At 63.9% G+C, this 24,481-nt stretch carries 25 protein-coding genes; 14 read left to right on the top strand and 11 right to left on the bottom strand.

The window, feature by feature from the left end; all coding sequences use genetic code 11:
- Positions 1–54 precede the first annotated feature (54 nt).
- The 8 genes from AB3N21_RS07870 (at position 55) to AB3N21_RS07905 (ending at position 5,814) form a co-directional block, all read left to right on the top strand.
- Positions 55–957, top strand: coding sequence for a hypothetical protein (locus AB3N21_RS07870; protein ID WP_367934713.1), 903 nt, complete (start codon positions 55–57; stop codon positions 955–957).
- A gap of 70 nt (positions 958–1,027) precedes the next feature.
- Positions 1,028–1,642 (top strand): ribonuclease D, encoded by a 615-nt coding sequence (locus tag AB3N21_RS07875; protein WP_367934714.1) that lies wholly within the window; start codon positions 1,028–1,030, stop codon positions 1,640–1,642.
- Entirely contained in the window at positions 1,639–2,607 is a 969-nt protein-coding gene (locus AB3N21_RS07880; RefSeq protein WP_367934715.1) for an SIS domain-containing protein, read from the top strand. Before AB3N21_RS07875 ends, AB3N21_RS07880 begins: the two co-directional genes overlap by 4 nt.
- A gap of 12 nt (positions 2,608–2,619) precedes the next feature.
- The gene (locus tag AB3N21_RS07885; RefSeq protein WP_367934716.1) at positions 2,620–3,219 is read left to right on the top strand and encodes a hypothetical protein; all 600 of its coding nucleotides are present in this window, start codon (positions 2,620–2,622) and stop codon (positions 3,217–3,219) included.
- A gap of 6 nt (positions 3,220–3,225) precedes the next feature.
- Entirely contained in the window at positions 3,226–3,714 is a 489-nt protein-coding gene (locus tag AB3N21_RS07890; protein ID WP_367935067.1) for an LptA/OstA family protein, read from the top strand.
- Positions 3,714–4,472 carry an LPS export ABC transporter ATP-binding protein gene (gene lptB, locus AB3N21_RS07895; protein WP_171175541.1) on the top strand — a complete coding sequence of 253 codons (759 nt, stop codon included), beginning with the start codon at positions 3,714–3,716 and terminating at the stop codon, positions 4,470–4,472. Before AB3N21_RS07890 ends, lptB begins: the two co-directional genes overlap by 1 nt.
- Positions 4,473–4,724: 252 nt before the next feature.
- Positions 4,725–5,288, top strand: coding sequence for a ribosome-associated translation inhibitor RaiA (gene raiA, locus AB3N21_RS07900; RefSeq protein ID WP_367934717.1), 564 nt, complete (start codon positions 4,725–4,727; stop codon positions 5,286–5,288).
- A gap of 61 nt (positions 5,289–5,349) precedes the next feature.
- Complete coding sequence (locus tag AB3N21_RS07905) at positions 5,350–5,814, top strand: PTS sugar transporter subunit IIA (RefSeq protein ID WP_171175545.1); 465 nt, start codon at positions 5,350–5,352, stop codon at positions 5,812–5,814.
- 95 nt (positions 5,815–5,909) lie between these two features.
- Here the strand turns inward: AB3N21_RS07905 and AB3N21_RS07910 are convergent, their stop codons facing one another.
- The gene (locus AB3N21_RS07910) at positions 5,910–6,281 is read right to left on the bottom strand and encodes a hypothetical protein (RefSeq protein WP_367934718.1); all 372 of its coding nucleotides are present in this window, start codon (positions 6,279–6,281) and stop codon (positions 5,910–5,912) included.
- 13 nt (positions 6,282–6,294) lie between these two features.
- Positions 6,295–7,056, bottom strand: coding sequence for a DUF6478 family protein (locus AB3N21_RS07915; RefSeq protein WP_367934719.1), 762 nt, complete (start codon positions 7,054–7,056; stop codon positions 6,295–6,297).
- A gap of 273 nt (positions 7,057–7,329) precedes the next feature.
- Between AB3N21_RS07915 and AB3N21_RS07920 the strand changes: the two genes are divergently transcribed.
- The 4 genes from AB3N21_RS07920 to AB3N21_RS07935 are packed head-to-tail and all read left to right on the top strand — an operon-like array spanning position 7,330 to position 13,592.
- Positions 7,330–10,437: an ABC transporter transmembrane domain-containing protein gene (locus AB3N21_RS07920; RefSeq protein ID WP_367934720.1), complete on the top strand. Its 3,108-nt coding sequence runs from the start codon at positions 7,330–7,332 to the stop codon at positions 10,435–10,437.
- The gene (locus tag AB3N21_RS07925; RefSeq protein ID WP_367934721.1) at positions 10,427–11,326 is read left to right on the top strand and encodes a lysostaphin resistance A-like protein; all 900 of its coding nucleotides are present in this window, start codon (positions 10,427–10,429) and stop codon (positions 11,324–11,326) included. Before AB3N21_RS07920 ends, AB3N21_RS07925 begins: the two co-directional genes overlap by 11 nt.
- A 59-nt stretch (positions 11,327–11,385) precedes the next feature.
- A complete protein-coding gene (gene accD / locus AB3N21_RS07930; protein WP_367934722.1) occupies positions 11,386–12,321 on the top strand; it encodes an acetyl-CoA carboxylase, carboxyltransferase subunit beta in 936 nt (311 codons plus the stop codon).
- Positions 12,318–13,592, top strand: coding sequence for a folylpolyglutamate synthase/dihydrofolate synthase family protein (locus AB3N21_RS07935; RefSeq protein WP_367934723.1), 1,275 nt, complete (start codon positions 12,318–12,320; stop codon positions 13,590–13,592). Before accD ends, AB3N21_RS07935 begins: the two co-directional genes overlap by 4 nt.
- 157 nt (positions 13,593–13,749) lie before the next feature.
- Here AB3N21_RS07935 and zapE read toward each other — a convergent pair whose 3' ends face one another.
- Entirely contained in the window at positions 13,750–14,808 is a 1,059-nt protein-coding gene (gene zapE, locus AB3N21_RS07940) for a cell division protein ZapE (RefSeq protein WP_367934724.1), read from the bottom strand.
- 147 nt (positions 14,809–14,955) lie between these two features.
- Here zapE and AB3N21_RS07945 point away from each other — a divergent pair, with 147 nt between their 5' ends.
- Positions 14,956–16,197 (top strand): MFS transporter, encoded by a 1,242-nt coding sequence (locus tag AB3N21_RS07945; RefSeq protein ID WP_367934725.1) that lies wholly within the window; start codon positions 14,956–14,958, stop codon positions 16,195–16,197.
- Here AB3N21_RS07945 and AB3N21_RS07950 read toward each other — a convergent pair whose 3' ends face one another.
- From AB3N21_RS07950 to mbfA, 8 genes are all read right to left on the bottom strand, one after another.
- Positions 16,198–17,148, bottom strand: a complete 951-nt coding sequence (locus AB3N21_RS07950) for an alpha/beta fold hydrolase (RefSeq protein ID WP_367934726.1) — start codon at positions 17,146–17,148, stop codon at positions 16,198–16,200.
- Complete coding sequence (locus AB3N21_RS07955; RefSeq protein ID WP_367934727.1) at positions 17,130–18,044, bottom strand: ornithine cyclodeaminase family protein; 915 nt, start codon at positions 18,042–18,044, stop codon at positions 17,130–17,132. The genes AB3N21_RS07950 and AB3N21_RS07955 overlap by 19 nt, the downstream gene beginning before the upstream one ends.
- Positions 18,041–18,661, bottom strand: a complete 621-nt coding sequence (locus AB3N21_RS07960) for an HAD family hydrolase (RefSeq protein ID WP_367934728.1) — start codon at positions 18,659–18,661, stop codon at positions 18,041–18,043. The genes AB3N21_RS07955 and AB3N21_RS07960 overlap by 4 nt, the downstream gene beginning before the upstream one ends.
- A 229-nt stretch (positions 18,662–18,890) precedes the next feature.
- Positions 18,891–19,343, bottom strand: a complete 453-nt coding sequence (locus AB3N21_RS07965) for a YaiI/YqxD family protein (RefSeq protein ID WP_367934729.1) — start codon at positions 19,341–19,343, stop codon at positions 18,891–18,893.
- Positions 19,343–20,824, bottom strand: coding sequence for a Si-specific NAD(P)(+) transhydrogenase (sthA, locus tag AB3N21_RS07970; RefSeq protein ID WP_367934730.1), 1,482 nt, complete (start codon positions 20,822–20,824; stop codon positions 19,343–19,345). The genes AB3N21_RS07965 and sthA overlap by 1 nt, the downstream gene beginning before the upstream one ends.
- A 3-nt stretch (positions 20,825–20,827) precedes the next feature.
- Complete coding sequence (gene fghA / locus AB3N21_RS07975) at positions 20,828–21,661, bottom strand: S-formylglutathione hydrolase (protein WP_367934731.1); 834 nt, start codon at positions 21,659–21,661, stop codon at positions 20,828–20,830.
- A 114-nt stretch (positions 21,662–21,775) separates the two neighbouring features.
- Positions 21,776–22,705 carry an AEC family transporter gene (locus tag AB3N21_RS07980; protein WP_367934732.1) on the bottom strand — a complete coding sequence of 310 codons (930 nt, stop codon included), beginning with the start codon at positions 22,703–22,705 and terminating at the stop codon, positions 21,776–21,778.
- A 45-nt stretch (positions 22,706–22,750) separates the two neighbouring features.
- Positions 22,751–23,725: an iron exporter MbfA gene (mbfA, locus tag AB3N21_RS07985; protein ID WP_171175569.1), complete on the bottom strand. Its 975-nt coding sequence runs from the start codon at positions 23,723–23,725 to the stop codon at positions 22,751–22,753.
- Positions 23,726–23,855: 130 nt separating this feature from the next.
- Between mbfA and AB3N21_RS07990 the strand changes: the two genes are divergently transcribed.
- Positions 23,856–24,473: a TetR/AcrR family transcriptional regulator gene (locus AB3N21_RS07990; protein WP_367934733.1), complete on the top strand. Its 618-nt coding sequence runs from the start codon at positions 23,856–23,858 to the stop codon at positions 24,471–24,473.
- Positions 24,474–24,481 lie beyond the last annotated feature (8 nt).

A 24,481-nucleotide genomic window follows, 5' to 3' on the forward strand; every position in this document is an offset into this window, starting at 1 on the left:
CCGCGGCGTTGTGCGCCGCAGGCTCTGGGGCTATATCCGGATGAGGACTAAGGCGTGTGCAGCAAAGCCCGCGTCAAAACACGGGACAAGGGCCAGAACTTGGGCGGGCAGGGCAGCATTTCGTATCAGATCGGCCATCCGTTCGACGGGTGCCGGGACCTGCCTTGGGCGCTGCGCCGCGACGCCGACGACTACGGATCGCATAATGTCAAAACGCCCAGACCTGCAGCTTATCGCGCCGCAATTGCCGAGTTCATAAAGTCCCCCCAGACGGCAAACGCTGAGGAAGTGGCCAAGCGGCTCCCAGCGCTGGACGAGGGCACGCACCTGGTGCTGTCCGATATCGACCTGATGGAGCCGGGATTGCGCATGTGGGACGGTCACACGTGGTTTCCCGGTTTGGGGCGGCGGGCCGCGCAGATCCGCGCGCTGTTCCCCGACGTACAGCTTCGGTTCCTCCTCAGCCTTCGCAGCCCGGACCGGCTGCTCTCGGATGCGCTGACCCGAGGCGCCAAACTGCCCGACGATCCCGATCCGTTTGCCCTTAGCTGGTGCGATCTGGTCAACGAACTGCGCGCCGAGCTGCCCGACGTGCCGATCACCACCTGGTGCGCCGAGGAACTTCCGTTTGTCTGGGAACGCGTGCTGCGCGCCGCCGCTGCCCTGCCGCCTGACGCGGATGTCACCGGAAAGCTGACCCCGCTAGAAAGCGTTCTGGACCCCGAGGCGATGGCCCGGCTCGACTCCTATCTGCAGGACCGCCCCGATTTCTCGGACGAGATGCGGGCACGGGTCATCTCGCTGTTCCTGGACAAGTTCGCGGCCCCCGAAAAGCTGGAAGAGGAACTGGTGATCCCCGGCTGGGACGACCAGAAGCACCAAGATATGGAGGCGCGTTACGCCGCCGACGTGGAAGCGCTTGCCGCACTGGAAGGTGTTGACCACATCGCGGCCTGAATCTGCGCGCAGTTGAGTTTGCCCACCAAACCCCCTATCTCGGGGCCGGTACGGCACAAAGGACATTTGCGTGGCTAACCATCTCTACAAAAACGACCTGCCTGACGGGCTGGATCTTGGTCCCATCGTGGCCATCGACTGCGAAACAATGGGGCTGAATCCCCATCGCGACCGGCTCTGCGTGATCCAGATGTCGGGCGGTGATGGCGACAGCCACATCGTACAGATGGAAAACGGTCAGGCGCATGCCCCGAACCTTTGTGCCATGCTGGAAAACCCCGATGTGCTGAAGCTGTTTCACTTTGGCCGCTTCGACATCGCCGCCATGTACCACACCTTCGGCGCGCTGGCCGCGCCGGTCTACTGCACCAAGATCGCCAGCCGTCTGGTGCGCACCTATACCGACCGGCACGGGCTCAAGAACCTGTGTCAGGAACTGATCGGCGTCGATATCTCGAAACAGCAGCAGATGAGCGACTGGGGTGCCGAGACCCTTACGGACGCGCAGCTCGACTATGCGGCCTCGGACGTTCTTTACCTTCACCGCCTGCGCGAGGAGCTGGACAGGCGCCTTGCCCGCGAAGGCCGGAGCGACATGGCGCAGGCCTGTTTCGACTTCCTGCCCATGCGCGCCCGGCTCGACCTCGCCGGATGGCCCGAAACGGATATCTTTGCCCACTCATGACCGAAAACGAGTCCTTTCTGAAAACGGCCCGCCAAGTCATCACCGACGAGGCCAAGGCGCTTGAGGTGCTGGCCGATGGGCTGGACGAACGGTTTGCCGAAGCCGTGCGCACGATCCTGAACGCCACGGGCCGTATCATCGTCAGCGGTATCGGCAAGTCGGGCCATATCGGCCACAAGATCGCCGCCACGCTGGCCAGCACTGGCACGCCGGCCTATTTCGTGCACCCCGCCGAGGCCAGCCACGGCGATCTGGGTATGCTGTCCAAAGGCGACGTGGTGCTTGCCATCTCGAACTCGGGCGAGGCGCCGGAACTGGCCAATCTGCTGGCCTTTACCCGCCGCTTCGGCATTCCGCTCATCGGTCTGTCCAGCGAACCCGAAAGCACGCTGATGAAACAGGCCGACGTGCATTTGCTGATCCCGTCGATGGGTGAGGCCTGCGGGTTCGGCATGGTGCCCTCGATCTCGACCACGCTGACACTGGCGATGGGCGACGCGCTGGCAATCGCGTTGATGAAATACCGCGACTTCCGGCCCGAGAACTTCCGCGATTTCCACCCCGGTGGCAAGCTTGGCGCGCGGCTCAGCAAGGTGCGCGACCTGATGCACACGGGCACGGCCCTGCCGCTGATCGGGTCCGATACACCGATGAGCGAGGTCCTGCTCGAGATCAGCCAGAAAGGCTTCGGCGTCGCCGGCGTCACCGATGCGGACGGCGCGCTGACCGGCATCATCACCGACGGCGACCTGCGTCGCCACATGGACGGGCTGCTGAACAACACTGCCGCTCAGGTGATGACCGAGAACCCCACGACCATCGCCCCCGGCGCCTTGGCCGAAGAGGCGGTCGCCATCATGAACGAACGCAAGATCACCTCGCTCTTCGTGGTGGACCCCGACGGCCCTGCGCGGGCCGAAGGCCTGCTGCACATCCACGACTGCCTGCGCGTCGGGCTGGGATAAGGGGGCGCTCCGGTGGACGGCTATTCGCGCATGGTGCAGTTCTTCAAGGTGCTGCTGCCGCTGGCCGCCATCGTGCTGCTGTCCACCATGTTCCTTCTGTCGCGCAGCATCGACACCAACACCCCGGTGCCCTTTGCCGAAAACGACATCGAAAAGCGGCTCAGCGGACAGCAGGTGACGCGCCCGTTCTTTTCCGGTGTCACCGAAAAGGGCGAAGAAATCCTGGTCTCCGCCGGTCTGGTCCGCCCCGGCGGCGACCGGGTTCCAGGTGAGGCCACCGATCTGCGCGCCCGCTTCCGGCTGGTCAACGGGCGCGAACTGACGCTGGATTCCGACCTTGGATCGGTGGCCGTGGACCGCGGTATGGCCACCTTCTCGGGCAACGTGATCATGACCACCGCCGACGGTATCCGGGTCACCACGGACACGCTGAACACGTCTCTCAACGAGATCCGCGGCGACACTCCGGGCCAGGTCACCGGCACCGGCCCGATCGGGGATTTTACCGCTGGAACCATGGTCTTCGGCGAGGAAAAAAAGGGCGGCCCGCTGCATATTATTTTTACAGACGGCGTGAAGCTGCTATATGACCCTCAGAAGTCAGAAAGATAACCTGTGATCCATTTTCGTGCTTTGAGTTTCGGTATTGCTTTGGCGTTGGGCCCGGTTGTGGCCCTTGCGCAGGAAACCAACGTCGCCTTCGGAGCGATCAAGGCGGACCCGACATTGCCGGTCGAGGTCACGGCGGATTCCCTTGATGTCAACCAAGAGGACGGCTCGGCCGAGTTCAAGGGCAACGTCCTCGTGGGGCAGGGCGAAATGCGGTTGTCGGCGCAGCGGGTGCTGGTCATCTACAACGAAGCGAACTCGGGCATCGACCGGATGGAGGCGACCGGCGACGTCGTGCTGGTGAACGGGCCTGACGCGGCGCAGGCGCAGCGCGCCGACTACACCATCGAATCCGGGGTCATCGTGATGACCGGCGATGTGCTGCTGACGCAGGGTGAAAACGCGCTGAGTTCGAGCAAGATGACGGTCAATCTGATCACCGGCACGGCCCAGATGGTTGGCCGTGTGAAAACAATTCTAAAAACGGACGGAAATTGATGAACCGTCCGAAACTGACAGTCGCCGAAGGCTCCTCGGGCCTCAAGATCGAGAAGCTGCGCAAGTCCTACCGCAAAAAGACGGTGATTCGGGACGTGTCCATGTCGTTGGGCCGGTCCGAAGTGGTCGCGCTGCTCGGGCCGAACGGCTCGGGCAAGACGACCACGTTCTACTCGGTGGCCGGGCTGGTCTTCCCCGAGGCGGGCACCGTCACCATCGACGGGCAGAATGCCACGACGTTGCCGATGTACCGCCGCGCCCGCATGGGTATCGGCTATCTGCCGCAGGAAATGTCGATCTTTCGCGGCATGAGCGTCGAGGACAACATCGCCGCCGTGCTCGATATCACCGTCAAGCACGGTCATAAGCGCAAGGAAAGGCTTGAGGAACTGCTGTCGGATTTCTCCATCGAACATCTGCGCCGCGCGCCGGCGCTGGCGCTGTCGGGAGGGGAGCGGCGGCGGGTCGAGATTGCGCGCTGCCTGGCCGCCGATCCGAAATACCTGCTGCTGGACGAACCCTTCGCCGGGGTCGATCCGATCAGCGTCGGCGATATCCGTCATCTGGTGGCCGACCTCAAGAAACGCGGCATCGGCGTCCTGATCACCGACCACAACGTGCGCGAGACGCTCGAGATCGTGGACCGCGCCTATATCCTGCATGACGGGCAGGTTCTGATGTCCGGCACCCCCGAAGAGGTGGTCGAGAACGAAAATGTCCGCCGCGTCTATCTGGGCGAAAACTTCCGGATTTCCTGACTGTTGGCAGACACCCGCCTGCTGCATGGCGGATTTCTTATGGAATCACACCTGTTTTGATTGACTCTGCCCGCGTCTCTTGCCTCAATTGGCGTATGGCATTTCCTCGGCTCCATGCTGGATCTCGATGCCCCTTCTCGGAAGGGACGGATGGCAGGCTACCGGGGACTGTGCTTCTACCCACCACCCGATAACAACAGGCACGCCGCGTTCCGTGGCGTCAAAACGGGTGCGAATTGTGAAGGAGATCACATGCGTTACCAAATCAGCGGAAAACAGATCGACATCGGCGAAGCGCTGCAGACACACGTGCAGACCGAGCTGGGCGAGGTTGTGGGCAAATATGCCCAAAGGCCAACCGACGCGAATGTCATCTTTTCCCGTTCGGCGCATGAATATGTGTGCGAGGCCACGGTCCACATGTCCACCGGGCTGACCGCGCAGGCCAAGGCATATGCAACCGAAATCTATGCGGCGTTCGAGGCATGCTGCGACAAGATGGAGACACAGATGCGGCGCTACAAACGCCGCCTTAAGGACCACCACCGCGATCGGTCCGAGCCGGTTGAACTCTTCGGGGCCTCATCCTATATCCTCGCTTCGGAAGAATCGGGTGCGGTTGCAGAGCCGGAGTCGCTGCAACCGATCATTGTGGCCGAGATGGAAACCAAGATCCCGTCTCTCAGCGTCGGCGAGGCCGTCATGCAGATGGAACTGGCTGGGGCCCCGGTGCTGGTGTTCCGGAACGAAAACAAGGACGGGTTGAATGTCGTGTACCGTCGCGATGACGGCAATATCGGCTGGATCGATCCGTAACAGGCAAGCAAAGCGGGATGTGCCTCCGCCACGCGGGGGCACCATCATGGAGCGTTGATAAATGGAGCTTTCGAGCATCCTCAAATCCGAAGCTGTTCGCACTATGTCTGCGGCTTCGAGCAAGAAGCGGCTGTTTCAGGAAATCGGCGATGTCGCCGCAAGTGCGCTGGGCCTCGATGCCCAGGCCACCGTCGAGGCGCTGCTCGAGAGGGAAAGCCTCGGCCCCACCGGGGTCGGCCACGGCGTCGCGCTGCCCCATGCCCGCCTGCCGGGTCTGGATGCGGTGGCCGGCGTCTTCGTCCTGCTGGAAAAACCGCTCGATTTCGGTGCGGTCGACCGCCAGCCGGTCGATCTGGCCTTTTCGCTCTTTGCACCGGAAGACGCCGGGGTGGAACATCTCAAGGCGCTGGCACTGGTATCGCGCACCCTGCGCGACTCCGCCGTCTGCACCAAGCTGCGCGCCAACCCGGACCCGACCAAGCTCTATGCGATCCTGACCGAAAGCCATTCGGTTCAGGCCGCCTGAAAACGGGCCGGTCCCGACGGGCAAATCAGCTAATAGGCGCGGTCCTGCTGTCAAAGGATGGCAGCACTATTGCCTTGGCAGGTGATCTACGCGTCTCACTGGGTTTCCATGCAGTGCCGCCGAAACGCCCGTTTCAGCATGTCCAGCTCGGCACGCAGCAGCTCGACTTCGGCGCGCAGGCTGTGGTGGGCAATATCCCCCGCGATCACCACGAAATCGCCCAGCTTGGTATCGGTCGCGCCGTCATAGATCAGAAAGCTGTGCACGCCATCGGCCATCGCACGGGGTGGCACCGGAATGCGCAGGTTCCATCCCTCTGGACTCTCGGTCAGATCGACCCCCTCAACCGGCCGGTCGCGATAGTCGACGCGAATCTCGGGGCTTTGGCCCTCGGGCAAATCACCCGAAAGGCGGCCTTCCCAGATGCCGTTGTTCAGCCGCGTCTTGGTCAGTGTCAGGGGGCTCATGTCTGGCAGGCTCTCACAAATCGGCACGGTGGTGGCGGCAGAGTGTCAGGTCACGCAGGACGACCTGATTCATCGCAGGCTGTTCCAGGATCAGGTCCAGCCAGATTTTCTCGATCCGCTTGTCGTTCATCTTGGTATAGGCCAGATCGAACTCGGCGCTGGCTTCGGTGGCGTCGTGCGGCAATTGACGCACGATTTGCTCGGTGTTCGGACCATGCTGAACGTTGAGACGGGCGATCACGCCCACCGGCTGTTCCTTTTCGACAATCGTATCCAGCCGGAATAGATGCGACCGGGTGATCCCCTGACGCGCCTCGGGTGGCAGGGTGATGGCCAACGACAGAAACGATCCGTTGAACTTGAACACGTCCAGCTTGAGGCCAAAGGGCGCCAGATCGGCCACCCGCGTGTTCCGCAACTGGCGCAGGGTTATCTCGGACGTGTCGCAGTCGTGAAACAGCACCACGTCCTCATCCAGCCTGACCTTTCTGTCCGGCGATGCCAGCCCGCGGGCCGCCAACGGCCCCCGCCACAGCGAGGGGCGCCACGACCAGTCGGTGCCATGCGGTTTCGGAAAACTGGACGAGCCGATGCGCGGCAGGGCAAGCTGGCCGTCCGCGAAATGGATGGTCCGGTCGATATAAGTCAGCAAGGCCCGCGCGCGGTCGCGATACACCCGCAAATCGGCCGGATCGGACACTTCCAGACTGCCCGCGACGCTGCGCCAGCGCTGCAGGGTCCGCTTGTGAAACCATCTGTCCAGTAACGTGTTCATGACCTGTCCGTCGCGCAGGGGCCGGGTTGGCCTTTCTTTATCGAAGGGACGTTATCGAGTTAAAGCACGTAACGAAGATTTGTAGAATATTTTTGTGACCGCGTCCGGCGATGCCAGCGATCCGGCTCCGCGATCGTTGGCCAAATTCAATCCAACCGGATGGCCCGGGGTGTTCTTGTAATCGCACGGACCAGTGCTTACCGTCTTGGTCCCGGTAGCAGTGGGTTTTCCGCGCCGTGCCGCGGAGCGCTCAAGCCAAGATAAGGACCGGGCATGGAATCCAGCTTGTTTTCCTTCATATGGAAATACTCCAAGCGGCAGCAATTCGTGTTGCTGTTCCTGACGGTGTTGTCCTTCCCGTTCCTCTATGCCTCGCTGGAACTGCCGAAGCGGATTATCAACGATGCCATCGGCGCCACCACCGACAATGTCACGTTGCTGGGCGTTTCGCTGACACAGGTGCAGTACCTGATGGTGTTGTGCTTTGCGTTTCTGGCCACGGTGCTGGTCAGCGGCCTCATGAAGATGCGGATCAACACGATGAAGGGGGTGTTGTCCGAGCGGATGCTGCGGCGTTTGCGCTTCAAGCTCATCAGCCGGATGATGCGCTTTCCCAAGACCTATTTCGCCACCACCAGCCAAGGAGAGCTGGTGTCGATGATCACCTCCGAGGCCGAGCCGATGGGCGGGCTGATGGGCGACGCCATCGCCCAGCCGGTGTTCCAGGCCGGGCAGATGCTGACCATCGTCACCTTCCTGTTCATGCAAAGCGTGTGGTTCGGGTTGGCTTCGATCGCGCTTATCCCTCTGCAGGCCTGGCTGATCCCGATGCTGCAACGGCAGATCAACCTGCTGAACAAGGAACGGATTCAGGAGGTGCGCAGGCTCAGTTCCGAGATCGGGGAAAGTGCCGCGGGCATCAGCGACCTGCGCGCCAATGGCGGCTGGCGCTACCGGCTGGCGCAGTTCACCGACCGTCTGGGGCGGCTCTTCGAGATTCGGTTCCGGATCTACAACAAGAAATTCTTCATGAAGTTCCTCAACAATCTGATCACTCAGATGACGCCGTTCCTGTTCTATTCGGTGGGCGGCTATCTTGCGATCAAGGGTGAAATCACTGTGGGCGCGCTGGTTGCCGCGCTGGGGGCATACAAAGACCTCTCCAGCCCGTGGAAGGAACTGCTGTTCTACTACAATCAGGTACAGGACATGTCCCTGCGCTGGGACATCGTGACCGAGCGCTTTGCGCCCCGCGACATGATCCCGGAAAAGCTGTTTCTGGGCCAACCCGACCACATCCCGCATCTGGCCGGCACGGTCGCGCTGCGCGACTTGACCGTGCGCGATCAGGACGGCAACACAATCCTCGAAGATATCGACCTGACCATCCCGCCCGGCGCCCGGGTTGCGATCCAGTCCAGCCGCGCCTCGGAACGCACGGCGATCGCGCAGCTTCTGACGCGCGAGGTTCTGCCCGCGCGGGGCGAGGTTACCGTGGCCGGTCACAAGCTGAACGAGCTGCATCAGGCGGTGATCGCCGCGCGGGTCGGCTATGCCCATTCCCGGCCCTACCTGTTCGACGGGACGCTGGGGGATAACCTGCTGATGCCGCTGCGCACCGGTCCCCGGAAGGAGGGCGACGGCCTGCGACGTCCCAGCCGCAAACAGATCGAAGCGGTGCGCGCGGGCAACAGCGCGGACGTGCTCGACGCCGACTGGATCGATCCGGGTCTTGCCGGTCTGAGCGACGGTGACCAGATCCGCGACTGGTGGTTCCAGTTGGTCGAGGCGATGGGCATTGACGAGTTCATGTTCCGCCGCACCCTGCGGTCGCGCTTCGACCCGTTGCTGCACCCGCGTCTGGCGAGCGAGATCGTCCGCCTGCGCGACACGGTGGCCGAGCGCATCCGGGCGCGCGGTCTGGACGAATTCGTGCACCGGTTCGAACCCGACCGGTTCAACCCGGCAGTGCCGCTTGGCGGCAACCTGCTCTACGCCGCGCCCACCCGCGACATCGCGCCCGAGCTTCTGGCGGGCGATCCGCGCTTTATCGGGATGCTGCAGGCTCAGGGGCTGGCGGATGAGGCGCAGGGCATCGCGCTGGGCGTGATCGAGACGCTGAAACAGACCTTTGGCCGCGACGGCACCGACCACCCGCTGTTCCTGCGCCTCGGCATGTCCGAAGAGATGTTTGGCCGCCTGCTCGACATCGTCGAGCGCCGTTCGGCCAAGGGCAACGTCGCTCTCAGCGACGAAGACCGCGCGCTGCTGCTGACGGTGCCGTTCCTGCTGACCGCCGAACAGATTGGGCCCAGCTTCCCCGAAGAATACAAGGACAAGATCCTGGCCATCCGGCGCGGTCAGGCGGACAGGCTGCGCGCCTCGATGGGCGGGCTGTTCGTTGCGGTCGATCCCGAACAATACGTGCCGCGCCTGACGGTGACCGAAAACGCCCTGTTCGGGCGGGTGTCGATCATGGCGGGCGCGCGGATGGACGAGATCGAGGATGTGGTGGCCGAGGTGCTGAACGAGGCCGGTCTGCGCCGCCGCATCGCCTCGATCATCTACGACCTGCCCTCGGGGCTGGGCGGCACCAACCTGCCCACCGTGTTCCAGGAACGCGCCGCCTTTTCCCGCGCCGGTATCAAACGGCCCGACATTCTGGTGCTGGACAAGGCGCTGGCCAGCCACGACTCGGAAAGCCGCCTGCGCACCCGGCAGAAACTGCGCGAATTGCTGCCCGAGTCGATTATGATCTTCATGGAGGATCATTTTGCCCATCCCGAGGCCTATGACCTGTTCATCGAGATCAAGGATGGCCGGATCGACGGTGTGTCACGCTCGCAACTGGAACTGGGCGAGGGCGCGGCCGCCGATCTCAGCCGCAAGCTCAAGATCATCGCCGCGACCGAGCTGTTCTCGAAACTCGACGCCCGCAACCAGCGGCTGCTGGCCTTTTCGGCGCAATGGTACGACGTGGCGGCGGGGCAGGTGATCTTTTCCAAGGGACAGGCGCCGGACGCGGCCTATCTGTGCCTCAAGGGGCGCGCCGCACTGGTCTGGCCGGACGAAAACGGCGTGGTCCGCCCGATCTCGACCGTCGAGCCCGGACGCCTGATCGGGGATCTGTCGATCATCACCCGCGAACCCCGGCAGCTCGATCTGGTCGCCGAAGAGGACAGCAGTTTCCTGCGGATCGGCGATGAAGAGTTCCGCGCGGTGGTGGAAAGCGACCCGACGGTGGCAGTGCAACTGCTTGAAACCGTCGCAGGCTATCTGGGCGGTCTGGCCGGGCGGTTGCAGTCGGCAGGCATCAATCTGGCCGATTTGGCCGACCCCGAGGACGAGCCGATGCAAGTGGAGCAGATGCATGGACGCTGACACGACCAAAGGGGTCTACGCCGCGCATGAACGGCTGGTCGCCCCGGCCCGGCTCCGGCCCGAGATCTGGCGCCTGCTGGCCGGGCTCGGACTGATCGCCGTCGTGGTCTTTGCGCTCAACGCGGGCGTTCTTGCGGTGGCAGGCAGCCTGGGGTCCGAGCTGTGGCTGCGCAATTTCCTGGCCGGAGCGACTCCGGTGGCCATGCTGATCCTGCTGGCCAGTTTCGCCTTTGTCACGCTCGGGGTGACGCTGGCCGCGCGGCAGCTGCAGCGACGCTCGCTGCAGACGATTGTCGGACCGTACCATCTGGCGCTGACCCAGTTCTGGCATGTCCTGCGCGGGCTCCTGCTGCTGGGGGCGGTGCTTCTTGTGTTGCCGCCCTATGACATGGGCGCGCCGATGCAGCCGAACCTGTCCGTCACCGTCTGGCTGGCCGTATTGCCGTTTTCGCTGCTTGCGGTGCTGATCCAGACTAGCGCCGAAGAGATTCTGTTCCGCGGCTACCTGCAGCAAAGCCTCGCCGCCCGGTTTCGCTCGCCGGTGATCTGGATGGGCCTGCCCTCGATCCTGTTCGCCATGGGCCACTATGTGCCGTCCGAGGCCGGGGACAACGCGCTGCTGATCGCGCTCTGGTCGGGCGTGTTCGGCCTGCTAATGGCCGACCTGACCGCGCGCGCCGGAACCCTTGGCCCGGCCATCGCGCTGCACCTCTTCAACAATATCGTGGCGCTGCTGTTCGTTGCCCTGCCCAACAGCCTGGACGGGCTGGCGCTGTTCCTCATTCCCTACGAGATGTCGGACACGACCAACCTGCGCGTCTGGCTTGGGGTGGATTTCGTGCTGATGCTGATTGCCTGGCTGGTGGCGCGTCTTGCCTTGCGGCGCTGATTGCATTTCCTGACGCAGCGTCTTATTTGACCAGAACGCAGCACAACCAAGGTTCCGTCATGAACTGGATCACCAATTACGTCCGCCCCCGGATCAACTCGATCTTCTCGCGCAGGGAGATGCCGGAAAACCTCTGGCACAAATGCGACGAGTGCGGAACCATGCTGTTCCACCGCGAACTGGCGGAAAACCAGAACGTCTGCACCCAGTGCGACCACCACATGGCGATCACACCGCGCGACCGGTTCAGCCATCTGTTCGATGGCGGCATCTTCACCGAGGTTGCGGTGCCCGCGCCCAAGGACGACCCGCTGCAGTTCCGCGATCAGAAGAAATATCCCGACCGCATGAAGGCGGCGCAGAAAAAGACCGGCGAGAAAGAGGCGATGCTGGTCGCCTCGGGTGAGATCGGCCGCACCCCCATCGTGGCCGCCGCGCAGGATTTCTCGTTCATGGGCGGGTCCATGGGCATGTATGTCGGCAACGCCATCATCGCCGCCGCGGAAGAGGCGGTGAAGCTCAAGCGCCCGCTCATCCTGTTCTCCGCCGCCGGTGGCGCTCGGATGCAGGAGGGGATCCTGAGCCTCATGCAGATGCCCCGCACCACCGTCGCGGTGCAGATGCTGAAAGAGGCCGATCTGCCTTATATCGTCGTGCTGACCCACCCGACCACGGGCGGCGTGACCGCCTCCTACGCGATGCTGGGCGACGTGCATATCTCGGAACCCAACGCGCTGATCTGCTTTGCCGGTCCCCGCGTGATTGAACAGACCATCCGCGAGAAACTGCCCGAAGGGTTTCAGCGCGCCGAATACCTGCTGGACCACGGCATGCTCGACCGCGTGACCAAACGTACCGAGATGCGGGACGAGCTGATCACCATCACCCGGATGCTGATGGGCCTGCCGCCCGCGATCATGGGCGATCTGCCCGCGCCCGCAGATGAAGCCCCGGCCGCCGAAGAGGCCGCCGCCGAGGCCAAGGCCGAAAAATGACCCCGCCCACATCCGACGTCATCCTCGACCGGATGATGGCGCTGCATCCCAAGATCATCGACCTGACCTTGGATCGCGTCTGGCGTCTGCTGGCCGCGCTGGACAACCCGCAGGACAAGCTACCGCCGGTGATCCACCTCGCCGGAACCAACGGCAAGGGCTCGACCCAGGCGATGATCCGCGCCGGTCTCGAAGGTGTGGGGCTGACCGCCCATGCCTATACCTCACCGCATCTGGCGCGCTTCCACGAACGCATCCGTGTTGCGGGAGAACTGATCTCGGAACCCGATCTGACAGCGGTTCTGGACGAGTGCTATACCGCCAATGCGCGTGAAAACATCACCTATTTCGAGATCACCACCTGCGCCGCCCTGCTGGCCTTTGCCCGCGCGCAGGCCGACTACACGCTGCTCGAAGTAGGCCTCGGCGGACGTCTCGACGCCACCAATGTCATCGACAAACCGGCCGTCACCGTGATCACCCCGATCTCGATCGACCATGAGCAGTTCCTCGGCGACACGCTGACCAAGATTGCCGGCGAAAAGGCCGGGATAATCAAGCGCGGCGTGCCCTGCATCGTCGGCCCGCAGCCGGACGAGGCGATGGAGGTGATCGAGACCGCCGCCGCCCGCCTCGGCGCCCCGCTGTTGGCGCATGGCCAGCACTGGCAGGTGCATGAGGAACATGGCCGTCTGATCTATCAGGACGCAACTGGTCTATGCGACCTGCCTCTGCCCAACCTGATGGGCGCCCACCAGGTCCAAAACGCCGGCGCCGCGCTGGCGGTGCTGCGCCACCTCGATCTGGGCGATACCGCCTATGAGGCCGCGATGACCAACGCCCACTGGCCCGCCCGCATGCAACGCCTGAAAACCGGCCCGCTGGTCGAGGCCGCGCCACAGGCCGAGCTGTGGCTCGATGGCGGCCACAACGCCGCCGCCGGACAGGCGCTGGCGGATGTGCTGGGCAAACTCCCAAAACGGCCCACCCACATGATCTGCGGCATGCTCAACACCAAGGACGTGACCGGCTACCTCGCCCCGCTGGCCGAACACGCCGACAGCCTCACGGCGGTCTCCATCCCCGGCGAGCCCAACACGCTCAGCGCCAAGGACACCGCATCCGCTGCCGAGTCGGTCAACCTGCCGTCAAACATCGCGCTCAGCGTCGCCTCCGCCGTCGACCGAATAACCGCCCAGGACCCGCAGGCCCGCATCCTGATCTGCGGCTCGCTCTACCTCGCCGGCAATATCCTGCGCGAAAACGGCTGACCCGTGCCCAGATACCGGGGCAGAAGCCACTCCCGCCCACCCCAGGACCTTGCGGTCCGCGGCGGTTGGGCCGGGCGCCGCTGCGCAGCGACCCAGCAACTTCTTCTGTTCAAAAATATCCCGGGGGAGGCGCCGAAGGCGACGGGGGCAGAGCCCCCTAAGGCCCCCAGTCCTTCGCCTGCATCTCCCGCAGACGCGACGCGGTGCGTTCGAATTCAAACGTCCCTTCGCCCTCGACATACAGCATCTCGGGCTCTGCCGCTGCCGAACAGATCAGCCGCACCTTTGCCTCGTACAAGGCGTCGATCAGGGTCACGAACCGCTTGGCCTCGTTGAAATTGTTCCGCGACAGGCGCGGGATATCCTCCAGCACCAGCACCTTCACCTCTTCGGCAATCGCCAGATAATCCCCGGGGCCCAGCATCCGTCCGCACAGATCGTAGAACGACGCGCGCGCCACCCCGTTGCGGAAGGCCGGCAACACCACCTCGCGCCCTTTCACATGCAGGGTCAGCGGCTCGGCCGGCCCGCCCGAAAGATCGCGCCAGACCCCGCGGATACTCTCGCGCGCCTCGGGCCCGATCGGCGTGAAATAGACCTGCGAGCCTTCCAGCCGGTTCTGCCGGTAATCGGTGGGCGAGACCATCTCCCACACCACGAGCTGTTCCTTGATCAGCTTGATGAAGGGCAGAAACAACTGCCGGTTCAGCCCGTCCTTGTAAAGGTCGTCCGGCACCCGGTTCGAGGTGGTCACCACCACCACGCCCGCGTCGAACAGGAACTCGAACAGCCGTCCCACGATCATCGCATCGGTGATGTCGGTGATCTGCATCTCGTCAAAAGCCAGAACCTTGACCGCTTTCACTACTTCGGCCGCGACCGGCGCCAGACTGTCCTCGACCCCACGCTGCCGCGCCTCGTGCATCTTGGTGTGGATCTCCTGCATGAAGGCGTGGAAATGCACCCGCCGCACCGGCACGTCACCCAGCGTCTCGACGAACATGTCCATCAGCATCGACTTGCCGCGCCCGACCCCGCCCCACAGATACAGGCCCTTGGGCGGCGGCGGCGCTTTGCGAAACAGCCCGCGCTTGACCGGGGTAGACACGGCGGCGCGGATACGCTCGAACTCCGGCAGCACCGCCTCCTGCGCGGCATCGGCCTGCAGGATGCCATCGGCCACCCGGGTGGCGTAAAATGCGGAAACGTCCGACATATCGCAGCCATAGCGCGGCGGATTCGGCTTGAAAAGCGGTGCCGGGGCAGCCCGCATCAATTTTGGTTAAGTGTGTGCGCAAAACTCCTGAATTGACGTAAACGGGATTCAGCTTAGGGTCCGACGGACACGCAACCGGAGATTTGCATGGACCGCTCGGCCCGCCTGATGACCCCCGTTCTGATCGTCGGATGTATCATCATCACCGCGAGCTTTGCCGTGCGCGCGTCCTTCGGGGTGTTCCAGATCCCGATTGCCGAAGAGTTCGGCTGGCTCAGAACCGATTTCTCGCTGGCCATCGCGATCCAGAACCTGGCCTGGGGCATCGGCCAGCCGATCTTCGGTGCCATTGCCGAAAAGATCGGCGACCGCCGGGCCATTATCCTCGGCGCACTGACCTATGCCGCCGGTATGGTGCTGTCGGCGTGGTCGGTCACGCCGCTGGGGCACCAGATCTATGCCTGGCTCGTTGGTTTCGGCATCGCCGGGACCGGCTTTGGTGTGGTGCTGGCCGTGGTCGGGCGGGCGTCCTCGGACGAGAACCGCTCGATGTCGTTGGCCATCGTCACGGCAGCAGGCAGCGCCGGACAGGTAATCGGCGCGCCAGCCGCCGAATGGTTGCTGAGCTTTCTGTCATGGCAACAGGTCTTCCTGGTCTTTGCGGCCGTGATCCTCGCTCTGATCCTGACGCTGCCCTTCATGCGCGCGCCGGAGGCCGCCAGCAAGCAGGAGCTTGAGGAAAGCATGGGCCAGATCCTGAAAAAGGCCTTTCGCGATCCGTCCTACACGCTGATTTTCCTGGGCTTTTTCAGCTGCGGCTACCAGCTGGCCTTCATCACCGCTCATTTCCCCGCCTTCGTGACCGAGATGTGCGGGCCGATCCAGCCGGGTGGCGTGCTGCATTCGATGGGCATCACCACCACCTCGGCGCTGGGTGCGGTGGCGATCTCGCTGGTGGGGCTGGCCAATATCGGCGGCACGCTGGCGGCGGGCTGGGCGGGCAAGCACTTTCCCAAGAAATACCTGCTGGCGGGCATCTATACCGCCCGCACCATCGTGGCCGCCGCCTTCATCCTGCTGCCGATCACGCCGATGTCGGTTATCATCTTCTCGGTGGTGATGGGCTCGCTGTGGCTGGCCACGGTACCGCTGACCTCGGGGCTGGTCGCGCATCTCTACGGGCTGCGCTACATGGGCACGCTCTATGGCATCGTGTTCCTCAGCCACCAGATCGGGGGGTTCCTGGGCGTCTGGCTGGGCGGGCGGATGTATGATCTCTACGGCGATTACACCATGGTCTGGTGGGTCGGCGTGGGCGTGGGCGCCTTCAGCGCCATCGTGCACCTGCCGATCCGGGAAAACCGTGGGCCAGCAGCGCAACCGGCCTGATCAGTTCAACCCGTCGCGCAGCCGCTCGCTCAGGATCGCCGCGATCTGATCGGTATGGGTATAGGTCATCCCGTGCCCGGCATCCTCGATTACCTCCTGCCAGGCGTCGCGGCTCCATTCGGTCAGGCGCCCCATGGCGGACAGCGGGATAACGTCGTCCTCGCGCGCCCAGATCGCCAGCACCGGCACACCGGCGCGGTGAATGGTGCGGTGCTCGTCCTGCAACTCGCGCGAGAGGATGCCGCGCAGGCTTGAGAGCACCGCTGGAACAAACCCGCGATAGTGCAGTTCGCGCTGTTGCAGGTCCACGATGTCCGGGACCGAACTGGGCAAGGCGCGCTCGGCCTCGGTTCCCCTGCGATGGCGCCCGGGAAACAGCGCCAGCATCAGCCAGTCACCCAGCCCCTGTTTCTGCCGGATGAACTGGGTGGCCCGGTCGGTTGTCATCACCATGCCGGACGAGGCCAGCAACACCAGGTGCCGGACCCGGTTGGGGTGCTTGGCGGCAAACACCGTGGCAATCGCCCCGCCCATGGAATAGCCGAAGAGGGTGAAATCCTCTTCAATCTCCTGATCGTCCAGCAGGTCTTCGAGCTGCTTGATGAAGAAGTCGTCGTTCTGCGACCCCTCGGGCCGATCCGAATATCCACGCCCATAAAGGTCATAAGTCAGCACCCGGTACCCCATCGCCCCCAATGCCCGCGCCAGCCCGTTCCAGACAAAAGACGGCGTGCTCAGCCCGTGGACACAGACTGCCACCGGTCCGCGCACCGCCCCATGCCACTGGTAATGGGTGACACCCTGCGACAGCGGCACGCATGTACCGGGCGCGTCTCGTCGTTCCCACTCGTCCATGGGCCTGCGCCGAGCCTCCGCCCAATAGGGCAGGGCCGCCGCCCCGATGACGAAAACGAGAAGAACGAGAATAAGGATCAGGATACCGCTTGCCATTTGTCCAGAATATAGCGACTGGTCATAAGGTCCAGATGGGCACCACCACCATTCTTGAAGAGTGTGATCTCATCCGCGCGCCGCACAAAAGCCTCCAGATCGTAGAAATCGGCAACCAGATCGCTGCGCGAGATGGTGCCGTCGTCCAGCGGGATCTGTATCTCGCCGATATGACCGATGGTGGTGTCGAAACTGTCCACAAAGATGCGCGACCGCCTCAGCGCCGTATCATCGGCCTCGCGCATGTCTGGGCGGTAGGCGCCGATCAGGTTCAGATGCTGACCGGGGCGCAGCCACTCGCCCTTGATCACCGGCTCGGTGGACATGGTGGCCGAGACCACGATGTCGGCGCGGGTCACCGCCTCCGCCAGATCCTCGGCAACACCCACGCCCTCCAGCGTCTCCGCCAAGGCCTGCGCCTTTGACAGCGTGCGGTTCCAGATCCGGATCCTGGCCTGCGGAAACCCGGCCCCGAACGCCTCGCACAGCGACCGGCCCACGGTGCCCGCGCCGACGATCAGCACCTCGCGGCTGCCGGGATCGGCCAGCCGCAGCGCGCCCAGCAGGCTGTCTCCGGCGGTCTTCCATTTGGTCACGAGGTGAAAGTCGATCAGCGCCGACAGCGTCCCGTCGCCATCGCCATAGAGGCACACCGCGCCGTTGATCATCGGCTGGCCCCGGTTCGGATTGCCCGGAAACACCGTCGCCGTCTTGACCGCCATGCCCAGCCCGTCGATCCACGCCGCCCGCGACAGCAGGGTGTCGGGATCGCGATAGAGCAACGTATCCCCGATCTCGGCCTTGGGCAGAGTGTGCCCGTCGGTCAGCGCGCGGGTCAGTTCCAGCCAGTCCAGGTTCGCCTCACCTTCAGCAAAGGGGATGTGAAGAACGCTCATGCCGCCTCGCTTTCAGTCAACAGACCCTCGGATACCAGCCGCGCGGCCCAGCCCTGCGGGCCCTCAAAGTGATGCGCCTGCCAGCCGCGCGCGGTGGCGGCGTCTATATTCTCCATCCGGTCATCGGTGAACAGCAGCGTTTCCGGGGCCAGCCCGCAATCGGCCTCGACCATCTCGTAGATCGGCGCATGCGGCTTCACGGCCTTCAACCGGCCCGAGACATAATGCCGGTCGAACTCGTTCAGGAAGGCATAGACGGTGGTGGCATAGTCGAAATTCTGCACCCCAAAATTGGTCAGCGCAAAGACCTGCACGCCCTTGCTCCGCAATGCCCGCAACAGACGGACAGAGTGCGGAATATCCGGCGCCGCCAGCTCGATCCAGTTGTCATGCCACATGCGGATCTCGTCGCGCCATTCGGGGTATTTCTCGGCCCAGCCATAGATGGTGTCGGTGAAGTGATGCCCTTGATCCACCAGATCGTTCATCCCGTGCAGATCGACCTCGGCAAACATCGCCCTGCGGCGGTCCGCGCCGATCACGCGGTCATAATAGCGTTCGGGTTGCCATTCGATAAGCACATTGCCGATATCGAAAATGACAGCGTTGACGGGCATGAAGCGCCTTTCCAATAGATCGGGCCACGGCGTTCCCGCAGCAAACAGAATACCTTACGGCAGACTGAAACAATCCTTGCGCCAATGATCAAGCCACAACCGGCCCAAATATCGCGACAACCCGCGAAATCCGGCGGTTCCAGCGCGCGGGCCTGCCCGCGCGCTGCCGGGCCCAACGGAAGGGGTCGCATCTTCGATGCGGCGCCGACGGGCGGGAGCCTCTGGCCCTTCAGGTCCGCGACGCCGCCCGGATTTCCCGTTCCAGCGCGTCCAGAAACCGCGAGCGGTCGGCCTTGGAAAACGCCTTGCCACCACCGCCCGCGCCCAGCGGGTTGGCGGCACGCAGATCGGCCATCAGGTCGCGCATCGCCAGTTGCTGACCGATATTGGCCGCCGTGAACGCCTCGCCATTGTGGCGCAGCACCCGCGCCCCGGCCTCGACGCATTTGGCGGCCAGCGGGATGTCCGAGGTCACCACCACATCGCCCGCGCCGCAGCGCTCGGCGATCCACTTGTCCGCCTCATCCGCGCCCTCGGACACGATCACCACCTGAACCAGCGGGTTCTGCGACGGGCGCAACCCGCCGTTTGACACCAGATACATGGTCAGCCCGTGGCGGGTGGCCACCCGCTCGGCCTCTTGTTTGACCGGGCAGGCATCGGCATCGACATAGAGCGCCACTACTCCGCCGCCTTGTCCTGCTTGACCTCCGCCTTTGGCTCGGCCTTCTTCGCCGCTTTCGCGGGCTTGCGGACCTTGAATTCATCCGGGATCGGCATCCGGTTGAACGCGTCGAGCCCGGCGATCTTGTAGGCCTCGGCCAGCGTCGGATAGTTGAACGTGTTCTGGACGAAGTAATCCACCGTCCCCTTCAGGTTCATCACCGCCTGACCGATATGGATCAGCTCGGTCGCGCCCTCACCGACGATCTGCACGCCCAGAACCCGGCGGGTCTTGAGGCTCAGCAGCATCTTCAGCATGCCATGCTCCAGCCCCATGATGTGCCCGCGCGAGGTCTCGCGGAACCGCGCCACACCCACCTCATAGGGAATGCCGCGCTCCTGCAACTCCTCCTCGGACATGCCGCAGGTGGACATCTCGGGCACCGAATAGATGCCGTAAGGGTACCACGGGCTTTCCGGCAGGGTCGGCGTCTCCAGCGCGTCGCAGGCCGCCACCCGGCCCTGCTGCAACGAGGTCGAGGCCAGTGACGGATGCCCGATCACGTCGCCGGTCGCGTAGATATGCGGCACGGCGGTCTGATAGGTCTTGCGATCCACCTCCAGCCGGCCCCGATGATCGGTCTCCAGCCCCACCACATCGAGATTCAGCGCCGAGGTCGCTCCCATCCGCCCAGCCGCAAACAGCAGCATTTCGCCCCGCACATGACGGCCGTTGTCGAGACTCACCTCGATATGGGTGCCCGCATCCTCGATCTTCTCCACCGCTGAACCCAGCCGCAGATCGACACCGTTCTCGCGGATCTGATGCGTGAACTCCTGAATCAGCGTGCGGTCGATGAAATCGAGAAAACTGTCGCGCGGCTCGATCAGCGACACCCGCACATCCAGCGCCGAGAACATGGTGGCGTATTCCACCCCGATCACACCGGCGCCGATGACGACCAGCGAGCGGGGGATCTCACCCATCTCCAGAAAATCGTCCCCATCCACCACGGTCTTGCCGTTGAAGGGCACGTAATCGGGGCGATAGGTCTTGGTCCCGGTGGCGATCAGGAACTTGGCCGCGGTCAGCCGGGTGGTGTCGCCTGCCTCGGTCGCCACTTCGACTTCATGCGGACCGACAAATTTCGCCAGCCCGTTCAGCGTGTCCACATGATTGCGATTGAACTGATGCTCCAGCACATCGACCTCGTAGTCCAGCGTCATGTGCAGGCGCGCCTTGAGGTCCTCGGCGCTGATCTGGTCCTTCACCCGGTAGGAGCGGCCATAAAAGCTGCGCTCGCGCCAGCCCGAGAGGTTCAGCACCGTCTCGCGCAGGGTCTTTGACGGGATGGTGCCGGTATGCACAGACACCCCGCCCAGCCGGTCCTTGCGGTCGATCACCAGCACCCGGCGCTTCAGCTTGCCCGCCTGAATTGCGGCGGACCTGCCCGAGGGGCCGGACCCGATGATAATCAGATCGTAATCGTATTTGCGCATCGCTCAGCCCTCGTACAGCGCCTCGGCATGGAAACTGACGTGATCCTCCATGAAGGTCGAGACGAAGAAATAGGAATGATCGTAGCCGGGCTGCAGCCGGTTGGTGGCCTGCTGGCGGCGTTCGGCGATGGCCCCGGCCAGCGCCTCGGGGCGCAACAGGTCGATGAACTGGTCACTGGTGCCGGTGTCGATCAGGATCGGACCGTCAAAACCCTTTTCCTTCATCAACAGCGAGGAATCGTGTGTCGCCCACGCGGCCTCGTCATCGCCCAGATAGGCGCTCAGTTGTTTGCGGCCCCAGTCGCTGCCGGTGGGGTTCGAGATCGGCGCAAAGGCCGAGACCGAACGGTAGCGCCCCGGCAGGTTCATCGCCAGCGTCAGCGCGCCGTGGCCGCCCATCGAGTGACCGGTGATCGCCTGCCGCTCGGCGTCGATGGCGAAGTTCCCGGTGATCAGCGCAGGCAGCTCCTCGGCCACATAGTCCCACATCCGGAAATGCGGTGCCCAGGGGTCTTGCGTGGCGTTGACGTAGAACCCGGCTCCCTGGCCCAGATCATAATCCTCGTGATCCGCCACGCCTTCGCCGCGCGGCGAGGTGTCGGGAAAGACCAGCGCGATGCCCTGCTCGGCGGCCCAGGCCTGGGCGCCCGCCTTGGTCATGGCGTTTTCATGGGTGCAGGTGAGGCCTGACAGGTACCACAGCACCGGAACCGGGCCGTCCTTGGCCTCGGGCGGCAGGAACAGGCCGAAGGTCATGTCGCAGTTGCAGGCGGTCGAAGCGTGGCGGTAGACGCCCTGTACGCCTCCGAAACAGGTGTTTTCCGAAACGGTTTCCATCTGGCTTGGTCCTTGTCTGGTATCGGGCGTTGGTGCTTGGCTATCGCTACCGGTCCGAGGCGCTTGCGTAAAGTGCGGGAGCCTCCGGCGGGGATATTTTTAGCAAGAGGAAGGTCAGAGCGTGCCGACCCAGGCGATCACCAGCGGTACGGTCAGGATACTGGCGGCGGTCGAAAGCAGGATGGCGGCCGAGGCGCGGTGTGGGGCCACGCCGTAATGGGCGGCCAGCATGTAGACGTTGCCAGCAACCGGCAGCGCCGCGGCGGCGATGGCAACGGTGGCGGAGAACGGGGCGACGGGAATCAGCCAGAGCAGGACAATGGCGACGAGAGCAGGGTGGATGGTCAATTTGCAGAAGCTGAGCCAGCCGGCGATCTGCACCCGTTCGGCGGATTTGCTGGCCAGCGACGCGCCGATGGCGAACAGCGCGCCCGGCGTGGCCGCGCCCCCGAGGATGGTGAGAAAGTCGTTCAGCGGCGGCGGCACCGGCAGGCGCAGGGCGGACCAGATCAGCCCGGCCGAGATAGACACGATCATGGGGTTTTTTAGCAGGCCCAGACCGATGAGCCTCAACGTCCCAGCCGTCAGCCGCCCGTCGCGGCCGCCATTGATCAGGATCACAATGAGCGACGAGAACACCACCAGATCCACCGTCAGCACCAGCATCACCGGCCCGATGGCCGCCTCGCCGAACAGGAGCGCCAGCATCGGCAGTCCGAGGAACCCTACATTGCCGATGGCCGCGCATTGCGCCTCGACCGCTGCGGTGGGGATGTCGAGGCCGCGCAGAAAGGCCACCAGCGTGGCCAGCGCGTAGACCCCGACCGTGCCGAGCAGGTAGCCCAGCATCAGGCGGGCGTCGAAGATCTCGGCAAAGGGCAGGGTCGCGGCAAAGCGGAACAGCATTGCCGACAGCGCGAAATAGAAAACGAACTTCGTCAGATAGGCCGTCGCCTCTTTGCTGAAAAAACGGCTGCGCCCGGCCCAGTAGCCCAGGCCGATGATCGCGAAGAAGGGAAGGGTGCGCAGAAAGATCTCGACCATGGCGGAATTGGTAACAGTTTTTGACCGATCCGCAATGGTGGCTCGCTATCCGCTGCCAATCAGAATGCCCGCCGCCAGCACCAGCGCCCCGCCCAGCACCACCTGAAACGCGGCGCGGAAGAACGGAGTTTCCATGTATTTGTTCTGGATCCACGCAATCGCCCAAAGCTCGAAGAACACGACGATGATGGCGACGGTGGTGGCGGTCCAGAAATCCGGAATCAGATAGGGCAGCGCATGGCCCAGCCCGCCGAGCGTGGTCATGACCCCCGACGCGATCCCGCGCTTGACCGGCGAGCCGCGCCCCGACAGCTCACCATCGTCCGACGCCGCCTCGGTGAACCCCATCGAAATCCCCGCCCCGACCGAGGCCGCGACCCCGACCAGAAAGGTCGTCCAGGTGTCCTGCGTGGCAAAGGCGGTGGCAAAGATCGGCGCCAGGGTCGAGACCGAGCCATCCATCAGCCCCGCCAGCCCCGGCTGCACCCAGGTCAGGATGAATTGCCGCCGCGCCGTGGCCTCTTCCGAGGCGCGGCTGTCGTCGTCGAGATGGGTGTTCTCCAACTCGGACGCCGTCGCCTGATGCCCGGCTTCCGCCGCCGCCAGATCGCCCAGCAGCTTGCGGGTGGCCGCGTCCGAAGTGCGTGCGGCGGCGGCCAGATAGAACCGCTCAGCATCGCGCTCCATCGCCTCGGCCTCTTCGCGGATCCGCTCGATCCCGAGGTTCTCCACCAGCCAGACCGGACGCCGGGCATAGTAGCCCGCCACATGCTCGCGCCGGATCAGCGGGATGACCGGACCGAACCGCGCCTCATGCAGCGCGATCAGTTGGGCGCGATGCTCATCCTCTTCCGCCGCCATGCCGTCGAACAGCTTTGCGGTCGCCGGATAGTCCGCACGCAGCATCTCGGCATAGGACCGGTAGATGCGCGCGTCGTCCTCTTCGGACGAAATCGCCAGTGCGATCACCTCCTGCCCGGACAGGTCGCGAAAATGTTTACGGTGAGAAAGAAATCGCATCTGCTGCCCCTGTTTTAGAATGATTCTAACATAGCAATTGCGTGTGCCCCTGCAACCCGACCCCGGAAAATCATTGAAACTAAACCGCCCGGTTTATAGGTTTGAAAGGTGACATTCCCCAGGAGAAGCCATGAACCAGCCAGCCACCATCCTGCGCACGGGCCGGAAATTCGACCAGGTATTGAAGGGCGCGCGCGAGGTGTTCATGGCCGACGGGTTCGAGGGCGCCAGCGTCGATGACATCGCCCGTGCGGCAGGCGTGTCCAAGGCAACGCTCTACAGCTATTTCCCGGACAAGCGGCTTTTGTTCATGGAGGTGGCCGAGACCGAATGCCGCCTGATGTCCGAGCGCATCCTGTCGATGATCGATGAGACCAAACCGGTGCGCGAGGTGATGACCATCGCCGCGACGCAACTGGTGGCCTTCCTGACCTCGGAATTCGCGCAGCAGGTGTTCCGCATCTGCGTGGCCGAGCGCGACCGCTTCCCCGAACTGGGCTGCGCTTTCTACGCGGCAGGCCCTGAAAACGGCCAGCGCCAGATGTGCGAGTATCTAGAAAAGGCCGTCGCGGCGGGTGAACTGGTGATCGACGACATCCCGATGGCCGCCGAGCAGTTCTCGGAGCTTTGCAAGGTGCGTCTGTGGATGCGGGCCGTCTTGGGGATTCAAAACAGCTTTACCCAGGACGAGATTGACGACGTCGCCAAACAAGCCGTGGACACCTTCATGGCGCGGTATGGGGCTTAGGCCTTGGG

Origin of the sequence: Ruegeria sp., assembly GCF_040830605.1 — a bacterium.
Lineage (GTDB): Bacteria > Pseudomonadota > Alphaproteobacteria > Rhodobacterales > Rhodobacteraceae > Ruegeria.